Annotated in this window: 17 protein-coding genes; 12 read left to right on the forward strand and 5 right to left on the reverse strand. The window is 59.1% G+C overall.

Annotated elements, in window-relative coordinates; genetic code table 11:
• Positions 1-97: 97 nt before the first annotated feature.
• Positions 98-2896: a [protein-PII] uridylyltransferase gene (locus CP97_RS01050; RefSeq protein WP_418202084.1), complete on the forward strand. Its 2799-nt coding sequence runs from the start codon at positions 98-100 to the stop codon at positions 2894-2896.
• Between the two features lie 45 nt (positions 2897-2941).
• On the opposite strand, the gene CP97_RS01055 is transcribed toward CP97_RS01050, so the two are convergent.
• The 3 genes from CP97_RS01055 to CP97_RS01065 all read right to left on the reverse strand — a co-directional run bounded on the left by CP97_RS01055 (position 2942) and on the right by CP97_RS01065 (position 4656).
• Complete coding sequence (locus tag CP97_RS01055; protein ID WP_048884420.1) at positions 2942-3280, reverse strand: PilZ domain-containing protein; 339 nt, start codon at positions 3278-3280, stop codon at positions 2942-2944.
• A gap of 106 nt (positions 3281-3386) precedes the next feature.
• On the reverse strand, positions 3387-3872 hold the full coding sequence (locus CP97_RS01060; protein WP_048884421.1) for a hypothetical protein: 486 nt from the start codon (positions 3870-3872) through the stop codon (positions 3387-3389).
• Positions 3873-3975: 103 nt separating this feature from the next.
• Positions 3976-4656, reverse strand: a complete 681-nt coding sequence (locus CP97_RS01065) for a YggS family pyridoxal phosphate-dependent enzyme (protein WP_048884422.1) — start codon at positions 4654-4656, stop codon at positions 3976-3978.
• A gap of 20 nt (positions 4657-4676) precedes the next feature.
• Between CP97_RS01065 and CP97_RS01070 the strand changes: the two genes are divergently transcribed.
• The 10 genes from CP97_RS01070 to CP97_RS01115 all read left to right on the forward strand — a co-directional run bounded on the left by CP97_RS01070 (position 4677) and on the right by CP97_RS01115 (position 16557).
• The gene (locus CP97_RS01070) at positions 4677-5228 is read left to right on the forward strand and encodes a thiamine phosphate synthase (RefSeq protein ID WP_048884423.1); all 552 of its coding nucleotides are present in this window, start codon (positions 4677-4679) and stop codon (positions 5226-5228) included.
• Between the two features lie 74 nt (positions 5229-5302).
• Positions 5303-7663, forward strand: coding sequence for an FtsK/SpoIIIE family DNA translocase (locus tag CP97_RS01075; protein WP_048884424.1), 2361 nt, complete (start codon positions 5303-5305; stop codon positions 7661-7663).
• A gap of 9 nt (positions 7664-7672) precedes the next feature.
• Positions 7673-8164, forward strand: coding sequence for an ATP-dependent zinc protease family protein (locus CP97_RS01080; RefSeq protein WP_048884425.1), 492 nt, complete (start codon positions 7673-7675; stop codon positions 8162-8164).
• Positions 8161-9066 carry a 30S ribosomal protein S6--L-glutamate ligase gene (gene rimK / locus CP97_RS01085; RefSeq protein WP_048884426.1) on the forward strand — a complete coding sequence of 302 codons (906 nt, stop codon included), beginning with the start codon at positions 8161-8163 and terminating at the stop codon, positions 9064-9066. Before CP97_RS01080 ends, rimK begins: the two co-directional genes overlap by 4 nt.
• 151 nt (positions 9067-9217) lie before the next feature.
• Positions 9218-10096, forward strand: coding sequence for a hypothetical protein (locus CP97_RS01090; protein WP_048884427.1), 879 nt, complete (start codon positions 9218-9220; stop codon positions 10094-10096).
• 100 nt (positions 10097-10196) lie between these two features.
• Positions 10197-11306: a 7TM domain-containing protein gene (locus CP97_RS01095; RefSeq protein ID WP_161485416.1), complete on the forward strand. Its 1110-nt coding sequence runs from the start codon at positions 10197-10199 to the stop codon at positions 11304-11306.
• Positions 11221-11994, forward strand: coding sequence for a sugar-transfer associated ATP-grasp domain-containing protein (locus CP97_RS01100; protein ID WP_048884429.1), 774 nt, complete (start codon positions 11221-11223; stop codon positions 11992-11994). Before CP97_RS01095 ends, CP97_RS01100 begins: the two co-directional genes overlap by 86 nt.
• A gap of 118 nt (positions 11995-12112) precedes the next feature.
• The gene (locus tag CP97_RS01105) at positions 12113-13561 is read left to right on the forward strand and encodes a helicase HerA domain-containing protein (RefSeq protein ID WP_048884430.1); all 1449 of its coding nucleotides are present in this window, start codon (positions 12113-12115) and stop codon (positions 13559-13561) included.
• Between the two features lie 100 nt (positions 13562-13661).
• A complete protein-coding gene (ald, locus tag CP97_RS01110; RefSeq protein WP_048884431.1) occupies positions 13662-14777 on the forward strand; it encodes an alanine dehydrogenase in 1116 nt (371 codons plus the stop codon).
• Positions 14778-14940: 163 nt separating this feature from the next.
• Complete coding sequence (locus CP97_RS01115) at positions 14941-16557, forward strand: sensor domain-containing diguanylate cyclase (protein ID WP_161485418.1); 1617 nt, start codon at positions 14941-14943, stop codon at positions 16555-16557.
• On the opposite strand, the gene CP97_RS01120 is transcribed toward CP97_RS01115, so the two are convergent.
• Together CP97_RS01120 and CP97_RS01125 are read right to left on the reverse strand one after the other, a co-directional pair.
• Positions 16554-16970: an acyl-CoA thioesterase gene (locus CP97_RS01120; RefSeq protein WP_048884433.1), complete on the reverse strand. Its 417-nt coding sequence runs from the start codon at positions 16968-16970 to the stop codon at positions 16554-16556. The genes CP97_RS01115 and CP97_RS01120 overlap by 4 nt on opposite strands.
• Positions 16967-19135, reverse strand: a complete 2169-nt coding sequence (locus CP97_RS01125) for a S9 family peptidase (RefSeq protein WP_082863668.1) — start codon at positions 19133-19135, stop codon at positions 16967-16969. Before CP97_RS01125 ends, CP97_RS01120 begins: the two co-directional genes overlap by 4 nt.
• Before the next feature lie 115 nt (positions 19136-19250).
• Here CP97_RS01125 and CP97_RS01130 point away from each other — a divergent pair, with 115 nt between their 5' ends.
• Positions 19251-21056, forward strand: coding sequence for an aminopeptidase P family protein (locus CP97_RS01130; RefSeq protein WP_048884434.1), 1806 nt, complete (start codon positions 19251-19253; stop codon positions 21054-21056).
• Positions 21057-21287: the final 231 nt, after the last annotated feature.

Below are 21287 nucleotides of genomic sequence, written 5' to 3' on the forward strand. Positions count from 1 at the left end.
GACCGCGCGCGGCCCGTTTGGTTACAGGCGCTTTGGCATAGAGCCGCGCTGCGCGAAAGCCCTGCTTGGCGGAAGTGCAGAAATGCGTGCTTTGCATATGGCGCAATTTGCGCCTATTTTCCGGATCGTGAGCCTTCCCAGCATCCCCCGTCAGCGCAAGATCGTTGATCGCCGCCAACTCGCCTCCGCAATCGCCCGGATCGTGAAAGAGCAGGGCGTATCTGACGGGCGTCAGGCCATTGTTGCAGAATTGCGCAAGGCGCTTGAAAGCGGCCGCAAGGAGTTGATGGAGCGGCTGGCGAAGCGGCCCGGCGCGGGGCACGAACATGCCCATGGACAGGCTTTTCTGATCGACCAGCTGATCCGCCTCGTGCACGATCACGTGGTTGACGATGTCTATCCCGCCGGCAACCGTTCGAGCGGAGAGCGCATCGCACTGCTGGCGGTAGGCGGATATGGACGCGGAGAAATGGCGCCATATTCCGACGTCGACCTCGCTTTCATCACGCCTGACAAGCCTACCCATTGGTGCGAACAGGTGATCGAGGCGATCCTTTATTATCTGTGGGATCTGAACTTGCAGGTTGGCCATTCGACCCGGTCTCTCAAAGAGGCTTCGCGCATGGCGAAGGAGGATCTGACAATCCGCACCGCTTTGCTCGAGGGCCGGTTTCTGTGGGGCGACCAGGAAGTATATGACGCGGCCAGCGCGCAATTCTGGAACGAAGTCGTGCCCGGCACAGAAGCGGTTTTCGTTCAGGAAAAGCTGGTTGAACGCAACGCCCGTCACAAGCGCATGGGGGATTCGCGCTATGTCGTCGAACCCAATGTGAAGGATGGCAAGGGCGGCCTGCGCGATCTCCAGACGCTCTACTGGATGGGCAAATATGTCCACAGCGTCAAAAGCGCGGCAGAGCTGGTCAAGAAGGGACTTTTCACCGAACGCGAATATCGCAGCTTTCGCCGCGCAGAAGGCTTCCTTTTGTCGGTGCGTGCGCATCTGCACACGATCGCCGGTCGCGCTGAAGACCGCCTGACGTTCGATCTGCAACGCGAAGTCGCCGCCCGAATGAATTATGCTGACAGGCCGGGCAAGAGCGCGGTCGAACGCTTCATGCAGTTCTATTTTCTGCAAGCCAAACATGTCGGCCATCTTACCGGCGTGTTCCTTGCGCATATGGAAGATCAGACCGCTGAAAAGAGCCGCATGGCTGATTTCATTGCCAATATGTGGCCCGGCAAAACGCGCAATGTAGAAGGCTATGTCATTACCGATGGCAGGATCGCTGCGCCGTCAAATGACTGGTTTGAACAGGATCCGGTGCGCCTTGTCGAAATATTCGCCGTGGCGGAGCGCGAGGGTCTCGAAATCCATCCCGGCACCACGCGCATGGCACGCCGCGATGCCGCGCTAATCACTGCAGAAGTGCGCAAGGATGCGCGTGCGAATGCGCTTTTCATGGATGTACTCGCTGGCCGGAACGATCCCGAAAACGTGCTGCGCTGGATGAACGAAGCGGGCGTATTTGGCCGTTTTGTCCCTGATTTCGGCAAGGTCAACGCGCAGATGCAATTCGATATGTATCACCACTACACGGTGGATGAACACACGATTCGCGCCATCGGCCTGTTGAGCGAGATAGAGCGCGGGGCGCTTAAGGAAGACCACCCGCTGGCAAGTGACATCCTGCCCAAGCTCATCAATCGACGCGTATTATATGTCGCCACCTTGTTGCACGACATCGCCAAGGGTCGTGGCGGCGATCATTCGGTGCTGGGCGCTGGTGTCGCGCATAAGGTGTGTCCGCGGTTCGGCCTGGACAAGAAAGAAACCGAACTCGTCGCCTGGCTGGTACGCTTTCACTTGCTGATGAGCGCGACTGCCTTCAAGCGCGATATTTCCGACCCCAAGACCATTACCGATTTCGTGGCCGAGGTGCAGAGCCTTGAACGGCTGCGCCTGCTGACGGTGCTGACCATAGTCGATATCCGCGCCGTCGGACCGGGGATCTGGAACAGCTGGAAGCGCCAATTGCTGTCAGACCTGTTTGAAGCGGCGCAGCAGCGGCTGCGCCTGGGCCACAAGACACATGGCCGGGCGCAACGCGTTGCCGAGAAAAAGGAACGCGTTGCAGAAATGCTGGGCGATTTGGACAGTCTCGTCACCAGTCTCGATGACATGTTCGGTGACAGCTACTGGATTGCCGAATCCGAAGAAGTGATCGCCATCAATTTGCCGCATTATGCCGCAGCACGCGCAGGCAGGCATTCACTGTCGATCCACACCGAATTTGTCGAAGCGCTGGGCGCAACTATGGTTACGGTGATTGGCGATGATCATCCAGGCCTGTTTTTCCGTATCGCGGGGGCCATTCACCTGGCCGGCGGCAATATCATCGATGCGCGCATCCACACCAATCGCGTGGGCAAGGCGGTCGATAATTTCATTGTGCAGGATCCGCTCGGCAAACCATTCAGCGAAGCAGCCCAATTGATGCGGCTGAAGAAATCCATTGAAGACGCGTTAGCAAACAAGATCGACATGGTGCCACGGCTGGCCAAACGCCCACTCAAACAAGTGCGAGCGGAAAATTTCCGGGTTGCCGCCAATGTCGTCTTCGACAATGACGCGTCCAACCGCTTTACCGTGATAGAGGTGAATGCAACCGATCGCCCTGCTCTGTTAAACCGGCTGACCCGCGCTCTGTTCGAACAGAGCCTGTTGGTGAATTCAGCGCATATCAGCCATTATGGAGAACGCGCAGTCGATACGTTTTACGTCACGGATCTGCTCGGTATGAAGGTCGATTCGGCAGAGCGCCTACGCAAATTGGAACGTGCGCTGCTGGATGCGATCGAGGCGGGTGAAGCCGAACTGGCCGAAGCGGCTCAGTAATTTCGGGCCTGGCTGGAAATCCGCGCCTGAATCGACGACAGATTGTCAGTTGGCAGAAACAGTGCCCACGATGTGCTCAAAAACATAGCTGCTCAATTCTGACAGGAAGCGGCAACCGACCATTCCATCTTTGCCCCAGCACACTTCGGCATGTTGCATCTGCAAACCTGCAAAACGGATATAGAGCGGCGTGCCGCGCGCGGGTGCGTCAAATGTGGCGACCTGGAAACCCGATGGCGTCAGATCTGCCAGCTTTGCCCTGTGCCATGCCCGGGTGCCAATCTTCAATTCGCAGGAGATAGCGACCCTGGCACGTCCATGCGCGCGACGTTGCCCGGACCCGTCCGAGGATGCATTCGGATCATATCGGCTTTGATGTTCCATTTCAGATCATCCAATTCTTTGCGAAGACTCATTATCGAATGAATTCCTCCCCTATATAATACCAATGGTTAAGGTTCGTTTTTCATTTAGCTTTTAAGGTCTTGCGTCAGCGGAGGCGGGCAACCCTAAGGTAGCCGGACCGACCTTCGAAACGCATTTCATAGGCCCCGCTCCAATGGCGCGTGACGGTGGCCTGCCATCCTTCGCGGACGCGATTGCGCAAGGTCGATCCGTCAATTTCACGCCATAGCTGCCCATTGTCGAGCAGGAATACCTGAGAGCGACGATTGCCCCGCAAAACCTCGCTCACCGTGGCGGAAACGGCGGCTTCTTCGGCGGCCGCACGCTCAATCTCGTCATCGCGCTCGCGGAAACCAAAAATTTCCTCGCGCTCGGTTGCCACACGTTCCTCGTGCTCTGCAATGACCACGACTTGTTCTGCATAAGTGGAATCGAAACAGGCCAGGCGCGCCGCATCATCTTCCATCTGCGCACAGACGGCATAGGGGTTCTGGTCATCCTGCGCCTGCGCGGGCATGGCCAGCAGGCTGAGTGCGGGCAAGGCGATAAAAGTGGAAAGCTGGCGGCTCATGGTATGGGTTCCCGTATGAAAGGACATCTGTAGGTTTGGCTTGTGGCGCGATCAGGCACCTTGCGTCAACATCGGCGCGGATGGCCAGCGGTTGGAGACCCAACTATGCGCGTGCGCCAAAAAGGGCGGTGCCCACGCGCACATGTGTTGCGCCAAGCATGATGGCGATCGGATAATCACCGCTCATCCCCATGCTGCGCCCGTCCAGGCCAAGGTCATCGGCCAGCTTGGCCATAAGCGCGAAGAAAGGCGCAGGCTCTGTATCCAGCGGGGGCACGCACATGAGGCCCGCCAAGGGGATATCCGCATCGCGGGCAGAGGCCACCAGCGCGCCAAGTTCGGCAATCGCGCATCCGCCCTTCTGCGGCTCGTCCCCTATATTGACCTGCACGAAGCAGGGCACTTGTCGGCCCGCCTTGTCGAATGCCTTGGCCAGCGCCTTGATCAGGCTCGGTCGATCAAGCGAGTGGATGCAATCAAACAGCGCCACGGCATCATCGGCCTTTTTCGATTGCAGCTGGCCGACAAGGTGCAGCTCGATATCGGGCGTTGTTTCGCGCAGGGCAGGCCATTTCTCCTGTGTTTCCTGCACGCGGTTTTCACCAAAGACGCGCTGACCTGCTGCAATAAGCGGGGTTATGGCTTGCACAGGATGCATTTTACTGACCGCAATCAACGTTACGTCTTCGCGTTCGCGGCGGGCGCCCCTGCAGGCCTTGGCTATTTCTGCTTCGACACAAGCAAGACGGCCAGCCGGACTGTTGCTGTTGGCACTTTGATCCATCTGAGCGCTATAGCGGGGTGATGACGGCTTTCCAGTCCCTCCCGCGCCTCTGGTTGATTTCCGATGAGCGCAATGATGGCGATCTGGATGCTGCTTTGGCGCATATGCCCGCTGGCTCTGCGCTGGTATTCCGCCATTATCACCTTGCACCGACAGATCGCTTCGCCCGGTTCGCCGCGCTCGGGCGAATTGCAAGGCGGGCCGGGCATATCGTCATCATTGCGGACAGTGCTCAGACTGCCGCGGAATGGGGCGCAGACGGTATTTACGGCGCGCCGCTCGCCCTTGCCCCGCGCCGCGCCGGATTGCTTGCCATCGCAACTGCCCACAATATGGGCGAAATTGCGCAGGCCAACAGGGCTGGTGCCGATGCCGTCATGGTTTCGCCGGTCTTCCCCACCCGCTCGCACCCGGACGCAGGGGCGCTAGGCTTACAGCGGTTTCGTACCCTTGCCAGCCATGCGCAGATGCCGGTCGTGGCGCTTGGCGGCATGAATGCGGCCCGCGCCAAAAGGCTTAACTGGCCGTGTTGGGCCGCCATTGACGGCATTTGTGCCACATGGGCAGGCTGATCGGCAAACATCATTGACCGGGGACTCCCGCTGTGGGATTCTAGCCGAAGGGACGCAATGTAAGGGAACAGTTCATGGCCACGCGGGCCTCACATCAGGGTGCAGACATGCGCGCAGCTTTCCGCCGCTCGCTGGCCCGCAGTGCGCAGCTGACAGGCGCGGTATTGCTGTATGGTTTTACGATATTTCTCGCGCTGTCCCTGCTCAGCTACAGTCAGACCGACCCATCATTATCCACGGCTGCGGGCGATGTGGTCGATAACTGGATGGGCAAGCCTGGCGCCTTTGCCGCCGATCTGGCGCTGATCAGCTTTGGCTGGGCCTCTGTGCTGTTGCTGCCGCTAACCTATGTTTCGGCGCGCAAACTGTGGCGCGATGCCGATTTCGAGGAATATTGGGACGGTAAGTGGTGGGGCGCCGTGGCCATGCTGTTGCTGGGCATGGCCTTGCTGGCAACGACGCTAGCCCTGGTGACGGAGCCGCGCAATCACGGATGGCCTGCGGGTTTTGGCGGCCTTGTCGGCCTGCTGGGCGAGGCGGGCATACGCGCAATTGCCGATCTTTTGCCCGAGGCCGCACGCTTCTGGACCATCCTTGCTGCCGGTGTGGCATCGCTGCTGGGCGGCGCGACGCTGGCCGGACGGGTATTTGCAGTGGATTGGTCACGTTTCCTTACCATACCGAATTGGATAAAAAATCGGTCGCAATTCACCAATTCAGCTAATCCGTTCAAGGCAGAAGCTACGCGCAAACAGCGCCGGCGCCCTGAAAAGGATGCCGCTGTGGATAGTGATGGCGACGATGACACCGATGACGATGCAGAACCCGCAGCGCCGCGACGTGCGCCAGAAATCAGCGATCCGGCCAGCCCGCCGCGTCGCGCCCGCCCCGCTACCAAGGCGTCGCAAAAGGATCTGTTCGCAGAATATGATCTGCCTGGCATAGATCTGCTTGAAGAAGGCCCGGCCAATCAGGTGCCAGCGCTCGACAAGCTGGCACTTGAACGCAATGCTCGCCTGCTTGAAACCGTGCTCGATGATTTCAATGTCAAAGGTGAAATTACCGCGGTCAAGACCGGCCCTGTTGTCACCATGTATGAGCTGGAGCCAGCGCCCGGCATCAAGGCGAGCCGGGTGATTGGCCTCGCCGAGGACATTGCCCGCAATATGAGCGCGATTTCCGCCCGCGTCGCGCCCATTCCGGGCAAGACCGTCATGGGCATCGAATTGCCCAATGCAAACCGGCAAATGGTCAATTTCAGGGAGATGGTCGGCTCCGAAGCTTTCGCCGGATCGAACGGCGGCCTGCCGATCATTCTTGGCAAGGGCATCTCAGGTGAACCCGTGGTGACAGACCTTGCCGCCATGCCGCATCTTCTGGTGGCGGGCACCACCGGATCGGGCAAATCGGTTGGCCTCAATTGCATCCTTTTGTCGCTGCTATACCGTTTTACGCCAGCCGAATGTCGCCTGATCCTGATCGATCCCAAGGTGCTGGAGCTGAAAAGTTACGACGATATTCCCCATCTTCTTGCCCCCGTGGTGACAGAACCGCACAAATCGGTGCGCTCACTCAAATGGGCGGTGGAGGAGATGGAGCGTCGCTATCGAATGATGAGCGAGATTGGCGCACGCAATCTTGTCGGCTTCAACGAACGCGTCGCTGCAGCTGCCGCCAAGGGCAAGCCGTTAAAGCGTACCGTGCAGACCGGCTACGATCCCGAAACGGGCGAGGCCGTAGTCGAGGAAAAGGAGCTCGATTACGAGGTCCTGCCACAGATTGTTCTGATCGTTGACGAACTGGCCGATCTGATGGTGACGGTTGGTAAGGAAATCGAGGTGCTGATCCAGCGCCTTTCGCAAAAGAGCCGTGCTGCGGGCATCCATCTTATCATGGCGACGCAGCGCCCTTCCGTCGATGTGATCACCGGCGTCATCAAGGCCAATCTGCCAACCCGCATCAGTTTCAACGTCACCAGCCGCATTGATAGCCGCACGATCCTTGGCGAGCAGGGTGCCGAGCAATTGCTGGGCAAGGGTGACATGCTCTACAAGCCTAATACCGGTGCGCTCAAACGCGTCCACGGTCCGTTTGTAAGCGATGAGGAAGTGGAAAAGGTGGCCGATCACTGGCGCGGCCAAGGCGCGCCCGCCTATGTCGATTCGGTCACCGAGGAACCTGAAGATGGTGGTTTCAACTTTGAAGATGAATTTACCGCATCGGATAATCCGGAAGAACGTAAATACCGGCAGGCCTGCCAAATAGTGATCGAGAACCAGAAGGCTTCGGGATCATGGCTCCAGCGCCAGATGGGTGTTGGTTACAACACTGCCGCCAAATGGATTGAGCGGATGGAAGGCGAAGGACTGGTGGGCCCGGCCAATCACGTCGGCCGCCGCGAAATTTTCCGCGACCGCGACGGAAATCCGCTCTAGATCTGGTGAATGGATAAAGAATCCGCACAACCGCTCGCAAAAGCTGGTTCCAATCCCCTTGCCACCGTCGGCTGGCGCGAGAAGGTCGATTTGCCCGAACTCGGCCTGAAGAGCGTCCCCGCCAAGATAGATAGCGGCGCACGCACCTCCTCCCTCCACGCGATCATCATTGACCAGTTCGCGCGGGACGGAGAGAATTTTGTCCGTTTTGCCGTCGATTTTGGTGATCAGCACGTCCGCCAGGTGTGCGAGGCAGTGCATGTGGACTGGCGCGGCATCACCAGTTCCAACGGCAAGACTCAGCGCCGGATGATCATCAAGACACCGCTGAAGATCGGAACGCTGACATTCCGCGCGGAAATCAGCCTGGCGGATCGTTCAGACATGAAATTTCCGATGCTCATCGGCAGGTCATCGCTGCGTCGCCGTTTTGTAGTCGATTCGGGCCATTCATGGCTGCAAACCCCCGGCATGCAGCCAGCCGTAGGACATAAGCCATGAAAATCGCCATGCTTGCACGAAATGCGAAGCTGTATTCGCATCAACGCCTGGTCGAAGCCGCCGAGGAGCGGGGCCATACGCTCGATATTCTCAACACCACCCGCTGCACCGTCAACATCGCCAGCCATCGCCCCACGATCACCTATGATGGGGAAACGATCAGCGGCTATGAAGCGGTGATCCCGCGTATCGGAGCATCCATTACAAATTACGGTCTGGCCGTGCTGCGCCAGTTTGAAATGGCGGGGATCTGGCCGCTGAATGAAAGCGTCGCCATCGGACGCAGCCGGGATAAGCTGCGTTCCATGCAGATCCTCGCCAAGCACGGGCTGGGTCTGCCGCTTACCGCTTATGCCAATGATCCCAAGCAGGCTGAAGAGATTATTAAGGCGGTCAACGGCCCGCCGGTAGTCATCAAACTGCTTGAAGGCACGCAGGGTATTGGCGTGGTGCTGGCCGAAACGATGAGCAGCGCGAAATCCGTGATCGAGGCGTTTCGCGGGGCCAATGTTAACATCCTCGTGCAGGAATTCATCAAGGAAGCGGGCGGCACCGATATTCGCGCGCTGGTGGTGGGCGGCAAGGTTGTCGCCGCGATGAAGCGCACCGGCGCGGCAGATGATTTCCGTTCAAACCTGCACCGTGGCGGAAGCGCGCAAATCATCAAGATAACACCAGAGGAACGCTCAACCGCAGTGCGCGCGGCCAAGCATATGGGCCTCAATGTCTGCGGCGTTGACATGCTGCGGTCCAATCACGGACCAGTGCTGATGGAAGTCAATTCTTCACCCGGCCTCGAAGGGGTGGAAAAGGCGACCGGCATCGATGTGGCCGGCAAGATTATCGCCTTTTTGGAAGGGCATGCAAAGATGGGCGTTACCAAGACCCGCGGAAAGGGCTGACGGCCGCACCCTCTCACGATTGAAATGGCGGGTTAGAGTTAGCGGATTGTAAACCGTTAACTCCGTAATGGCCCTGACCATGCTCCGATGGTTAATCATATCTGCAATGCGTCCTCGGCACATCGCCTGCGCCGCTCTATCGCTATTATTCATGGTCGCACCTGCCGCCGCGCAGGATGGCAAGAACGCATGGGCGCTGGAACCCTATGCCCGCGTCGAGCTGGGTATTGTCCTGTCACAAAGCGAGGATCGCGACGATGAATTGATCATCAATGGCGACGGCGGTTATCTGCGGGGCAATGTCGGTGTCGAATTCGGCAATGATACTACGCAATTCCGCGTGGAAGCAGACCGTATCGAGGTCCAGCGGTTCGACAATGCGACGGGCCGCGACAATTTCAACCGCGATCGGCTGACCGCCAGTATCACGCAAAAGCTTGATGATGATTGGGAGGTTGCTCTGCGTGGCCGGGTCTATGACGATCTTGTCAGCGTCGAAGCCACCGATACCGATGAAACCCAGGTTTCCGCGCAGGTTGAATATGAACCCGAGCGCGCTCACCGTTTCCGTCTGCGCGGAACCTGGCGCGACCGCGAATATGATGACGGCAGAGGCGCTGGCGGAACATCAACACATGGCGAGGGCGCGCGCGCAGATCTTGGCTATCGCCACCGCATGGGCCGCTATCACTACATCAATTTCGACCTGCGCGCCGAGGAAATCAATTCGGCTAATCCGGCACGCAGCTACACCCGCGAATCTGTTGATGTTTCATACACCCACCCGCTCAACCGAGACCTGCGCGTGCGACCTGCACTTTCCTTGCGGCAGACGCGTTTCGACGGGCGGCTGACGGATGAGGACGGTCCGCGCAAGGATACGCAGGTCGTGCCCGAGTTAGAGCTGCTCTGGTGGCCGAGCAATTGGCGGATCGAAGCTGAAGCCAAATATATTGTCACCAACAGTAATGAGCCGGTCCGCGACCGTGAAGGTTACCGTTTCAGCTTGAGTATCGGCTATGCCTTCTAGAGCGTTACGCAAATGGCGGCTGAGCCGCTGGCGTAAGCTGCGACGAGTCCTTGCGAAAGCTACTCCGCAGGTCAGACGCCCTGCATTGATCGGCGCCGGCGTGATCGGCGCCATCTTGTTGCTGGCGTTTCTCGGCGTCGCCAATACGAACGACCCGTTCCAGATGCCCTCCTCGCTCGGCGAGCGTGCGGTGTCTTACGCCGTGTGGGGCATGAAGCCATCCAACCTGTTGATGGCGCTGCCCATCGGCGCTTTTCTCGTGGTGCTCGCGCGCAGCTTTGTGGGGATGAAGGCTTTTGGCCTGTTCACACCCATGCTGATCGCCATCGCTTTTCTCCAGATCGGCCCAATCTTTGGCCCGATAGTGCTGATCTCGGCTGTCGGCGTTGGTATGCTTGCTGCACCCATGCTGCTCAAACTGCGCATGACGCGCGTGGGCTTTCTTGGCGTGCTGATTTCCTTCGTGGTGTTCGTGCTGGCTGGCTTGCAGGTTGTCCTCGACACCGAATTGCAGGTTGATGCCTTCCCGGTTGTCGTAACGGCGCTGGTGGTCGAGCGCTGGCACCGCCAATGGGAAAAGGACGGCGCCAAGGAAGCTGCGAATATCGCTCTGCAAACGCTTATCCTCGCGCTGCTGATCCAGTTCGTGATGGTCAGCCAGGTCGCGCTGACGCTGATCGAAATTTCTCCGCTGGTGCTGCCCGGTTTCGCCGGTCTCGCGATTGCCCTGCTCGGTCGATATCGCGGCCTGCGCATGTCGGAGATCAAACGTTTCGCCCCCATCTGGCTTGAAGGAAGACGCAATGCCAATGTTCTCACATCGCTCGACGAACGCGACGGTGCCGCAAATGAAAACAGCGACGAAGACCGCGACGGAAATCGGGGCGAAGACTGGGGTGGAGATTGGGGCGACAGCGGAGCCGATGAGCAAGCTGCCATGGTCGCAACGCCTGCTTTCCCGCAGCCCCGCTTCGGCCAAGCGTTCATCAAAACGCCGCACTTCGCCCTTGCCGCAACCAGTGCCCCAGAAGGGCCATTTGGACGAGATACTGGGAATCAATCTGCGCAATTCGATTATCGCGAAATACAATCCGCGCTGGGCGATCGAGGAGGCGCGCGACAAGGTGGCGGCCAAGATAGCCCTGAACGCTGGCGGGGTCGTAACTACCGGAACAATATGCGTCATCTCCAGCTATGGGGAACTGCTTGAATTCGATCCGGTTCGCGACCTTCCGGAAAGCTGGGCGATCAAACCGGCACGCGGCAGCCAGGGCGATGGCATCCTGCTGGCTCTGCGGCGCGAAGGTAATAACTGGTTCAAGGGATCGGGTGCCAAGCTCACCCCGGCAGACGTCATGCATCACGTTCGCCGCATCGTCGATGGCGGCTTCTCAGGCGATACCGCAGCCGAGGACGCGGCCCTGATAGAGCCGCTGATACGCGCCGACCCGCGCATTACGAAGCTGGTGCCCGAAGGCCTGCCCGATGTGCGCGTCATCTCCTTGCGCGAACATCCGTTGATGGCGATGATGCGCATCCCGACCAATGCCTCGGATGGCAAGGCAAACCTGCACCAGCGCGCCATCGGAGCGGCAGTGGACATCGATACAGGCATCATCACGCGGGCCATGTGTGTCGGAGAAGAAATTACCCATCATCCCGATTCCAAGGCCCTGCTGATCGGCTTCGAGGTTCCCGAGTGGGACAAGGTGCTGGACATGAGCTCGAAATGCAGCGCTGCCATCGGCCTTGGTTACCTTGGCGTGGATATTATTCTCGATGAGAATGACGGCCCGATGATTCTGGAAGTGAATGCCCACCCGGGGATTGAAATCCAGAACATCAACCAGAAGGGCCTTCGCCGGGCGATGGTGCTGGCGGGCGAAAAATTTAGCTGAGGCGTTATCTCCTAAAGAGAGGGCGATGCGTCGCTGCCGGGCAAAAAGCCGACAGATCGCTGGATAAACCCGATAGCATGGCTAGGCCGCGCGGCTTGCCTCACCTATCCCGTTATGCGTGAAAGCTCAGATTGAAATAGGCAGTGATTCCCACGGCACGGCGGTGCCCATCGACATTGAGGAACTGCTGGCGACCCGTCTGCTGGTGCAGGGCAATTCGGGAAGCGGCAAATCGCACCTGCTGCGCCGCTTGCTCGAACAGAGCGCAGGGCTGGTGCAACAGGTGGTGATCGACCCCGAGGGCGATTTTACCAGCCTTGCCGACCATTTCGATCACGTCGTTATCGAAGGCGCAGGCTATTCGCCGCGCGAGATAGAGGCGCTGGCAGGCCGCATCCGCCAACATCGCGCTTCTGTTGTGCTGGCGCTGGACGATCTGGAGGTCGAGCAGCAAATTCGCTGCGCTGCCAGTTTCCTCACCGCGCTGTTCGATGCCCCGCGCGAACATTGGTTTCCCGCGCTTGTGGTGGTGGACGAGGCGCAGATGTTTGCCCCTTCCGCCGCGGGGGAAATGGCCGAGGACACGCGCCGCATGACGTTGTCGGCCATGACCAATCTCATGTGCCGCGGGCGCAAGCGCGGGTTGGCGGGCATCGTCGCCACGCAGCGCCTTGCCAAGCTGGCCAAAAATGTCGCCGCCGAAGCCTCCAATTTCCTCATGGGGCGCACTTTCCTCGATATCGACATGCAGCGCGCCGCCGATCTTCTCGGCATGGACCGCAGGCAGGCTGAGCGGATACGCGATCTGCAGCGCGGGCATTTTCTTGGCCTTGGCCCGGCGATCAGCCGGCGTCCGGTGGCGGTGCATATCGGAGAGGTCAAATCGGGCGGTAAGAATGCCGCAGCCGAGCTTGCCCCGCTGCCCCAGACGGGAGCGGAGGAAATGGGCGCACTGCTTCACGCTGAACTGGCAGAGGAGGCCGCCGAAACCGTGCACCGCCCGCCGCCCGCGCCGCCTGCTCCACCTGCCGCCGAAACTCTGGTGGAAAGCATCGCCAAAAAGGCGGAAGAACGCGCGCCAGTGGGTCAAGAGGCCGCGACCGCAATGCCCGCCGGCGACATTGATAGCGTGATGCGCGACATGGCGGCAGAAGAAGGCGCGACCTTCAGGCCAGTCAGCACCCAGTTTCGCGATTTTGCGACGCGTTGCCGCGAGCGCGGCATTCCGTCAGCCCATATCGACATGCCCGGTTTTCGCCGCCGCTTCGCCTTTGCCAGCGCTGGTATCCATCAGCTCGACGATGAGGCGCAGGCTTCGATAGAGCGCATGGCGCAGCATGTGGCAGACGATGTGCTGGCACCCTATCTTGCCATCGTGGTCGCCGCCGCGCGAGGGCAGGGCACGCCCGATGAAGATCATCTGGCGCAGGTTTATGGCACTGCATCGCCGGGCCGAATCCGCCGATTGCTCGAACATCTCGAACGCACCGGCCTGATCGTGGTACATGAGGATTACGGCGGCGCGCGCACCATTACTGTGCCCGGCATTGAAGACGTGCTGGCCTGAAAACTACACGCGCGGGCGCTGCGCAGCAATTTGCACGATCCTTTCGGGTTGCGGCAATATTGTTTCAGATGTAACGAAACTCGCCAAGGAGATCTGACCCATGCGTATCGGCTGCCCCAAGGAAATCAAAAACCGCGAATATCGTGTCGGCCTGACACCGGAGAGCGCGGGCGAACTGGTTCAGAACGGGCATGAGGTCTGGGTGGAAACCGGCGCTGGCGGCGGCATTGGCGCGTTTGACCAAAGCTACCGAGACCGCGGTGCCAAAGTGGTCGACACGGCGGAAGAAATTTTCGCCGAGTGCGAGATGATCGTCAAGGTCAAGGAGCCGCAGGCCAGTGAACGCGCCATGCTGCGCGAGGGCCAGCTGCTTTACACCTACCTCCACCTCGCGCCCGATCCCGAACAGACCGCCGATCTGGTTAAATCCGGTGCAACCGCGATTGCTTATGAGACGGTGACAGGATCGCGCGGCGGCCTGCCGCTTTTGACCCCGATGAGCCAGGTGGCTGGCCGTATGAGCATCCAGGCTGGCGCCAATGCGCTTGAAAAGGTGCATGGCGGACGCGGGGTGCTGCTGGGCGGCGTTCCGGGCGTTATGCCGGGCAAGGTCATCATCATCGGCGGCGGCGTGGTCGGCTTCAATGCTGCACAAATGGCCGCGGGGCTTGGCGCTGATACCATCATCATGGATCTCAATCCCGAAGTGCTGGAAAAAGTCGGCACCCATTTCGAAGCGCGCGCCAGCACGCGCTTTGCCAGCAAGGCCAATCTGGAAGAGGCAGTGGCAGAGGCCGACATGGTCGTGGGCGCGGTGCTGGTTCCCGGCGCTGCTGCTCCCAAGCTTGTCAGCCGCGACATGCTCGGCACGATGAAGCCGGGCGCGGTGCTGGTGGATGTCGCCATCGATCAGGGCGGCTGTTTTGAAACCAGCAAGGCCACCACCCATGATGACCCTACCTATGTGGTAGACGATATCGTACATTATTGCGTGGCGAATATGCCCGGCGCTGTCAGCCGGACGAGCACCTATGCGCTCAACAATGTGACGCTGCCGCACGCCATCCGCATCGCCAATCTTGGCTGGAAGGAAGCGATGCGCGCCGATCCGCATCTGGCACAGGGCCTTAATGTCCATGCGGGCAAGGTTACCTATCCGGCCGTGGCGCATGAACTGGGCTATGACCTGCTTTCCATCGAGGAAGCTATCGCCTGATCCAAAAGTCTAAACGTCCGTTAACATATTGGCAGGATCGATAGTTTACCGCGCTGCCATGTGGGTTAAAATCGTAAGCGTTTTCTGGGCCGTTGCGGCTATGACGTTGGCTTGTGCGGCGCCGGAAACAGCGTTTGCGCAACCTTCCCCCTGTCAGGCGGCATTGCCGGCGTCAGCCGATCCGGCGCAGATCCATACTCTCCCGCTGAAATGGCAATGTGACGGCTCTATCCCGGAGCGCGGTACATCTTCCATCGCAGTACGGTTCGATTTCGCCGCACAAGACGATGCGCGATATCTGGAAAACCGTAATGGATTTTTCGATGCGGTAACGCTGGTATCGGTGCGTGAGGATAGTTCCGCATTAGTCCGGCGCCACCCTTCTTCCACAATCGAACCGCAGGTTGGCGGCGGTGTCTTTGCAATACCACTGCCTGCCACAGGGAATGATGTAATCGCACAATATGCGATTTTCGATGCGCCGGAATATCAGGCGCTCGGTCTCGAAACGCAGATCGTGGCCGAATTGCAGCAGGACAGGCCGGATACGCTGGCACAATTGCTACTGGTGGCGATGATAGCGGGCTTCCTATTGCTTCCTATCCTGCTGGATTTGGCTTTTTTCCGCGCTTTACAAGCACGTTTCCTGCTGTGGCACGCCCTGCTAGCCTTCAGCATGGCCGCACATTTGCTGACGAGCGGGACGCTGGTTGCCTTTGTCGGGCTTTCGATATGGCACCTGCATGCCCTTGCAGTCGGCAGCTTCAGCCTCGTCGTGATCAGTTGCATCATGTTTTTTGCATCCTTCATCGAACCGGACAGGCTCAACCCACGCATCAGGCAAATGTTGACCTACCTCGCCTATATGATTGTCGTGGTAACAATAATCCGCATCGCGGGCTTCGAAGTGCTTCGGCCCTATTCGCTCAAACTGTATTTTCTGACCTTCCTACCAGTCCTTGGCGTAATCGGCTGGGGCGTGGTCGATGCCCTTCGCTGCAAAAGCCGCTCGGTCTGGTTCCAGGCAATTGCATGGGCTCCGCTGATGGCGGTGGGCGTTATTCGGCTTGCAACGATGCTGATCCCAGAGCTGACCTATATTGAAGGCATATGGATGTTCCGCTTTGGCGCCGTCTTTGAAGTGATTGTCACTGGCTTGGGCGTGGTCGACCGGGTGTTGGTAATCAGGCGTGAGCGCGACCGGGCACAGGCCCATGCCGCCATGCTGAAAAATCTCGCCGATCATGATCCGCTTACCGGGCTTCTCAATCGCCGCGCCATCGTTTCACGGTTCGATGCGCTGGCTGATGAAGGTTTCAACACCGTCGCAGTGATCGATCTCGATCATTTCAAAGGTATCAATGACACGCATGGCCACTCGATAGGGGACGAAGTGCTGCGCGCAGTCGCCATCGCGCTCAAGCCGGACGAGGATACGCTGGTGGTGCGGCTGGGCGGCGAGGAATTCGCGCTTTTCATGCGAGGCAGGAATACCATTGATCGGGCTGAGCAACGCCGGCAGGAAATTACCCGCCACGTTTCGCGCAGCATCGCACTCGACAGGCTGGTGACTGCCAGCATGGGTATTATCCATGCCCCCGAAGTGTTTTCATCCAGAAAGGGCGGCGTGAATTTCGACATGATTTACCAGCGGGCCGATAAACTTCTTTACGAAGCCAAGGCCACGGGTCGCAATCGCACTGTATGTGAACGGCTCAAGCTGTTTGACGCGCATCCGAAGAAAGAGCGGCGGCGACATGATCGGCGCGCGGCAGCCTAATCCGCGCTCCAGCCGCCTGCGGGTGCAAAGGGCGCGGCGACTTCGGCAGGAACCCGCGTTAGTCGCCTGCTCGCCCTGTCAATCATGGCAAATGTGGTTTTCGCGCGAACCAGTTCTTTCCCGCTGTCGTCAGCAAAACTGAAATGCCTGTCGAAGCGCGGCCCGCGCGGACCGTCCTTAATGACGGTTTCGCCTGCCGCGGCCTCGCCTTCGGAGATATTGCCGCGATAATCGATCTCGTGGCGCAGGACCATCCAGACATATTTGTCCTTATCCTGCGGGCGCGCCTGCGCTTCCCAATGCGCTTCAGCCAGATCCTCCATCCAGCGCAGCCACACCGCATTGTTGACATGATCGTTAATGTCGATGTGTTCCGACAAGGCAGTGAATGTCCGCGTGAAGCGATTGCTCATTCAGTCACGCCCAATTGCCACAGGATAAAGGCGACCTCCTCTGCCGTTTCGCGCAAGCCTTCGAACCGGCCCGATTTGCCGCCATGGCCCGCTCCCATATTGGTTTTGAGGAGCAGGATATTGTCGTCGGTCTTAACTTCGCGCAGCTTTGCAACCCACTTAGCCGGCTCCCAATAGGTGACGCGCGGATCATTCAATCCGGCGGTGACCAACATGGGCGGATAATCCTGCGCCCGCGTCTGGTCGTAGGGCGAATAGCTCTGGATGTGGGTGAAAGCTTCCCTGCTCTCGATAGGATTGCCCCATTCCGGCCATTCGCCGGGCGTCAAAGGCAGGCTTTCGTCGAGCATGGTGTTAAGCACATCGACAAAAGGCACATGGGCCACAATTGCGCCGAACAAGTCGGGCGCCTGGTTGACTACCGCCCCCATCAATTCGCCACCGGCCGATCCGCCGCTGGCCGATATCTGGCCTTTGCTGGTCAATCCGCGATCGACAAGCGCGCGGCCAACGTCAACGAAATCGTTGAAGGTATTGGTCCGCTGTTCCATCTTGCCCTGCAAATACCAGTTGCGCCCCAGATCGTCCCCGCCGCGGATATGGGCGATGGCATAGGCGAAGCCGCGATCCACCAGGCTCAGGCGCGTGGTCGAAAAGCCCGGCGGGATGGCATAGCCATAGGCACCATAGGCATAGAGATGCAGCGGCCCGCCTGGCCCGCCATTCATGTCGTCGCGATCCTTGCGGTAGACGATGCTGACCGGCACCATCGCTCCGTCGCGTGCGGGTACCTGAATACGCTCAACCGTATAGAGTGAAGGGTCAAAGCCGCTCGGGATTTCCTGCACCTTCAATGTATCCAGCGTCCGGCTGGCGACATGGTAATCATACACCGTGTCGGGCGTGACGGGGCTTTCGTAACTCAGCCGCAACTTCTCCATCGCCCATTCAGGATTATTGCCAAGACCGGCGGAATAGGCCTTTTCGGGAAATGCGATCGTCTCGACCCGCGCCGGATCATCATAATAACGTATCTGCACCTGATCGAGGCCTGCGATGCGGCCTTCAGTGACATAGAAATCGCGGAACAGATCAAAATCGGTGAGGTAGAACTGGTCCGAGCCTTCGATCAGCGTGGTCCATTCGGCAGGGCTGGCAATGGGCGCGGTGGCAAGGCGGAAGTTCGCGTGATTGTCATTGGTGAGCACGAACAGCGTGCCTTCCCGCAGGTCCACATCATATTCGACGCCTGTCTTGCGAGGGCGCACCAGCAGCGGCTCAGCCAGCGGATCGGCGGCTGGCAGCAGACGCACTTCGCTGGTTTCATTATCACCCGCCGCGATGATCAGCCATTCGCGGTTTGATGAAAGGCCGGGCGATACGGTGAAGCCGAGTTGTTCTTCGTGATAAAGTTGGACGTCTTCAGCCGCATCCTTGCCCACGCTGTGCGCGAAGACGCGGTCCACCCGCCAGTTTTCATTGGCGCGGCCATAAATGATCATCGCATCATCAGCCGCCCATACCAGCCCCGAATTCACATTTTCGATCCTGTCGGGCAGAAGCGCGCCGGACTGCAGATCTTTTATGAAAGCGGTATAATATTCGCCGCCCGTCGTATCGGTAGAATAGGCGAGATAGCGCCCATCTTCACTGACCGACAATGCGCCAAGGCTGAAATATTCCAGCCCTTCTGCCAGTGCCGGTCCGTCGAGGATGAGATGTGCATCCCCGCCTGTCACGGGGCGGCGGTAGAATTTGCGATATTGCCCGCCTTCCTCGAATTCGGACCAATATTCAAAATCCCCGTCGCGCTGCGGAACAGTTGCATCCGCTTCCTTGATGCGCCCGCGCATTTCTGCAAACAGCGTATCGACCAGCGCCTTGCGCCCGTCCATCTGCGCTTCGAAATAGGCATTTTCGGCGCGGAGATACTCGAGCACATCCTCGTCATCGATAGTGGGATAGCTATCGTCGCGCAGCCAGTGATACGGATCAGAAATGGTTATGCCGTGCCGGGTAAAGCTATGGTCGCGCTGCTCGGCGCGTGGCGGCTGGATGCTGGTATCGTAATTCAAGGGTTCAATATCACTTTCCTGGGCGATTGCTGGGAGCGACGTAGCGGCGCAAAGCGCGGCGGCAAGCCTCAATAAACGAAAAATACGCATGTCTGCTCTCCTTGCAGGCTCATCTCACCTTGCCGCGGCTGGAAAGCTGTCGGGCAAAGGACTATGTCGGGGTTCTATTACCGAATGAAACCAGTTCAAACCGGAAAATTATACCATGTTGATGCAGACCCACGAAGCCCGCCTGTCCGCCCTTAGGGAAGAACTTGCCCGCCGCAAGCTTGATGGTTTCGTTGTGCCAATCAGCGATGAACATCTTTCCGAATATGTCGGTGCCTATGCCCAGCGGCTGGCCTGGCTTACCGGTTTTGGCGGATCAGCCGGAGCGGCTGTGGTGCTCAAGGACAATGCCGCCATGTTCGTGGACGGGCGCTATACCATCCAGGTGCGCGATCAGGTTGATGGCAAGCTGTATGATTACAAGAGCGTTCCTGCAGATTCGATAGCGGATTGGATCGCAGAAACCGCCCCTGAAGGCGCGAAGATCGGTTTTGATCCGTGGCTTCACACACGCGATTGGGCCAATGCCATGGACGCGCGGCTGGACAAGGCCGGCGCGCAACTGGTCGCGCTGGACAGCAATCCGATCGATGCAGTGTGGGCCGACCAGCCCGAACCCTCGACCGCACCTGCCTTTGTGCAGGATGATGCGCTGGCAGGCCGCTCCAGCGCAGACAAGCGCGGCGAGATCGCTGATTGGCTAAAGGCTGAAAAGCTTGATGCGGTGGTTGTAAGCGCGCTCGATTCGGTGGCCTGGATACTCAATATTCGTGGCGCTGATGTCGATCACACTCCTGTCGCCCTGTCGTATCTGGTAGTGCAGGAAGACGGAACGGCAGACTGGTTCATCGCACCCGAAAAAGTGACCGACGAAGTGACAGGCGCACTCGGCAATGCCGTGCGGATTCGCCCCCGTGACGCCTTCTCCGATGCCTTTGCAGAACTGGCAGGCAAGCGCGTGGCGGTCGATCCGGAACGCTCGGTCTATGCCATTTTTGATCGGTTGGATGCCGTGGGCGCCGCCGTTCTTGCCGAAACCGATCCCGCCGTTCTGCCCAAGGCGATCAAGACCGCGGCCGAGCAGGAAGGCCACCGCGCTGCGCAGGCGCGCGATGGCGCCGCGGTCAGCCGCTTCCTCCATTGGCTGGTTGGCGAAGGCCCCAAGGGCACGGTGGATGAATTGTCCGCCGCCGCAAAGCTTTATGGTTTCCGGGAGGAAACGGGCCAGTTGGTAGATCTGTCATTCGATACGATATCGGGTGCAGGCTCCAATGGCGCACAGTGCCATTACCGCGTGAGCGAGGAAACCTGCCTGCCGCTTGCGCCTAACAGCGTTTATCTTGTCGATTCGGGCGGCCAGTACAAGGATGGCACAACGGATATCACGCGCACCGTGTGGATCGGCCCCGATGCCCCGCCGGCAGAAGTGAAGGATCGCTTCACCCGCGTTTTGCAGGGCCACATTGCGCTCGACACGCAGATTTTCCCCACCGGCACCTCCGGTTCCGCGCTTGATGTGCTTGCCCGCCAATATCTATGGCAGGCGGGCGTGGATTATCCGCATGGTACTGGCCACGGCGTGGGCAGCTTCCTCGGCGTGCACGAAGGGCCGCAACGCATCGCCAAGGGGCGCGGCGGGCAGGCAGGAACCGATCAGGCACTGATCGCCGGAATGATCCTTTCCAATGAGCCAGGCTATTACAAGGCCGGCGAATACGGCATCCGCATCGAAAACCTCGTGCTGGTGGAAGAACGCACAATTGACGGCATGGAAGGCGATTGGCTGGGCTTTAGTGCGCTGACACTGGTGCCGATTGACCGCACTCTGGTGGACAAGGATATGCTCAGCCCCGAGCAGATTGACTGGTGGAACACATATCACGCCAAGGTGCGTGAAGTGCTCGCGCCGCAACTCGATGACGATACGCTTGCCTGGCTTGAGGCTGCGTGCCAGCCGCTCTAACGGCGCGCCGCTACGGCACCATCCTTTATGGGCGCCACGACACAGCCGCAACCATCGTGGACGGGATCGAATAGTGTGGACGATATGGCCTGCGTTATTACGCTGACGGGGCGCAGCATAACCCCTGCATGAACGCCGCGGCGAAACTGCGACAAATTGCGACAATTTCAGCCTATTTGGGCAAATACCTGCGACAACCTCCCTCTAGAACGGTTCTCAAGAGTGGCGGGG

Origin of the sequence: Aurantiacibacter atlanticus, assembly GCF_001077815.2 — a bacterium.
Classification (GTDB): Bacteria; Pseudomonadota; Alphaproteobacteria; order Sphingomonadales; family Sphingomonadaceae; genus Alteraurantiacibacter; species Alteraurantiacibacter atlanticus.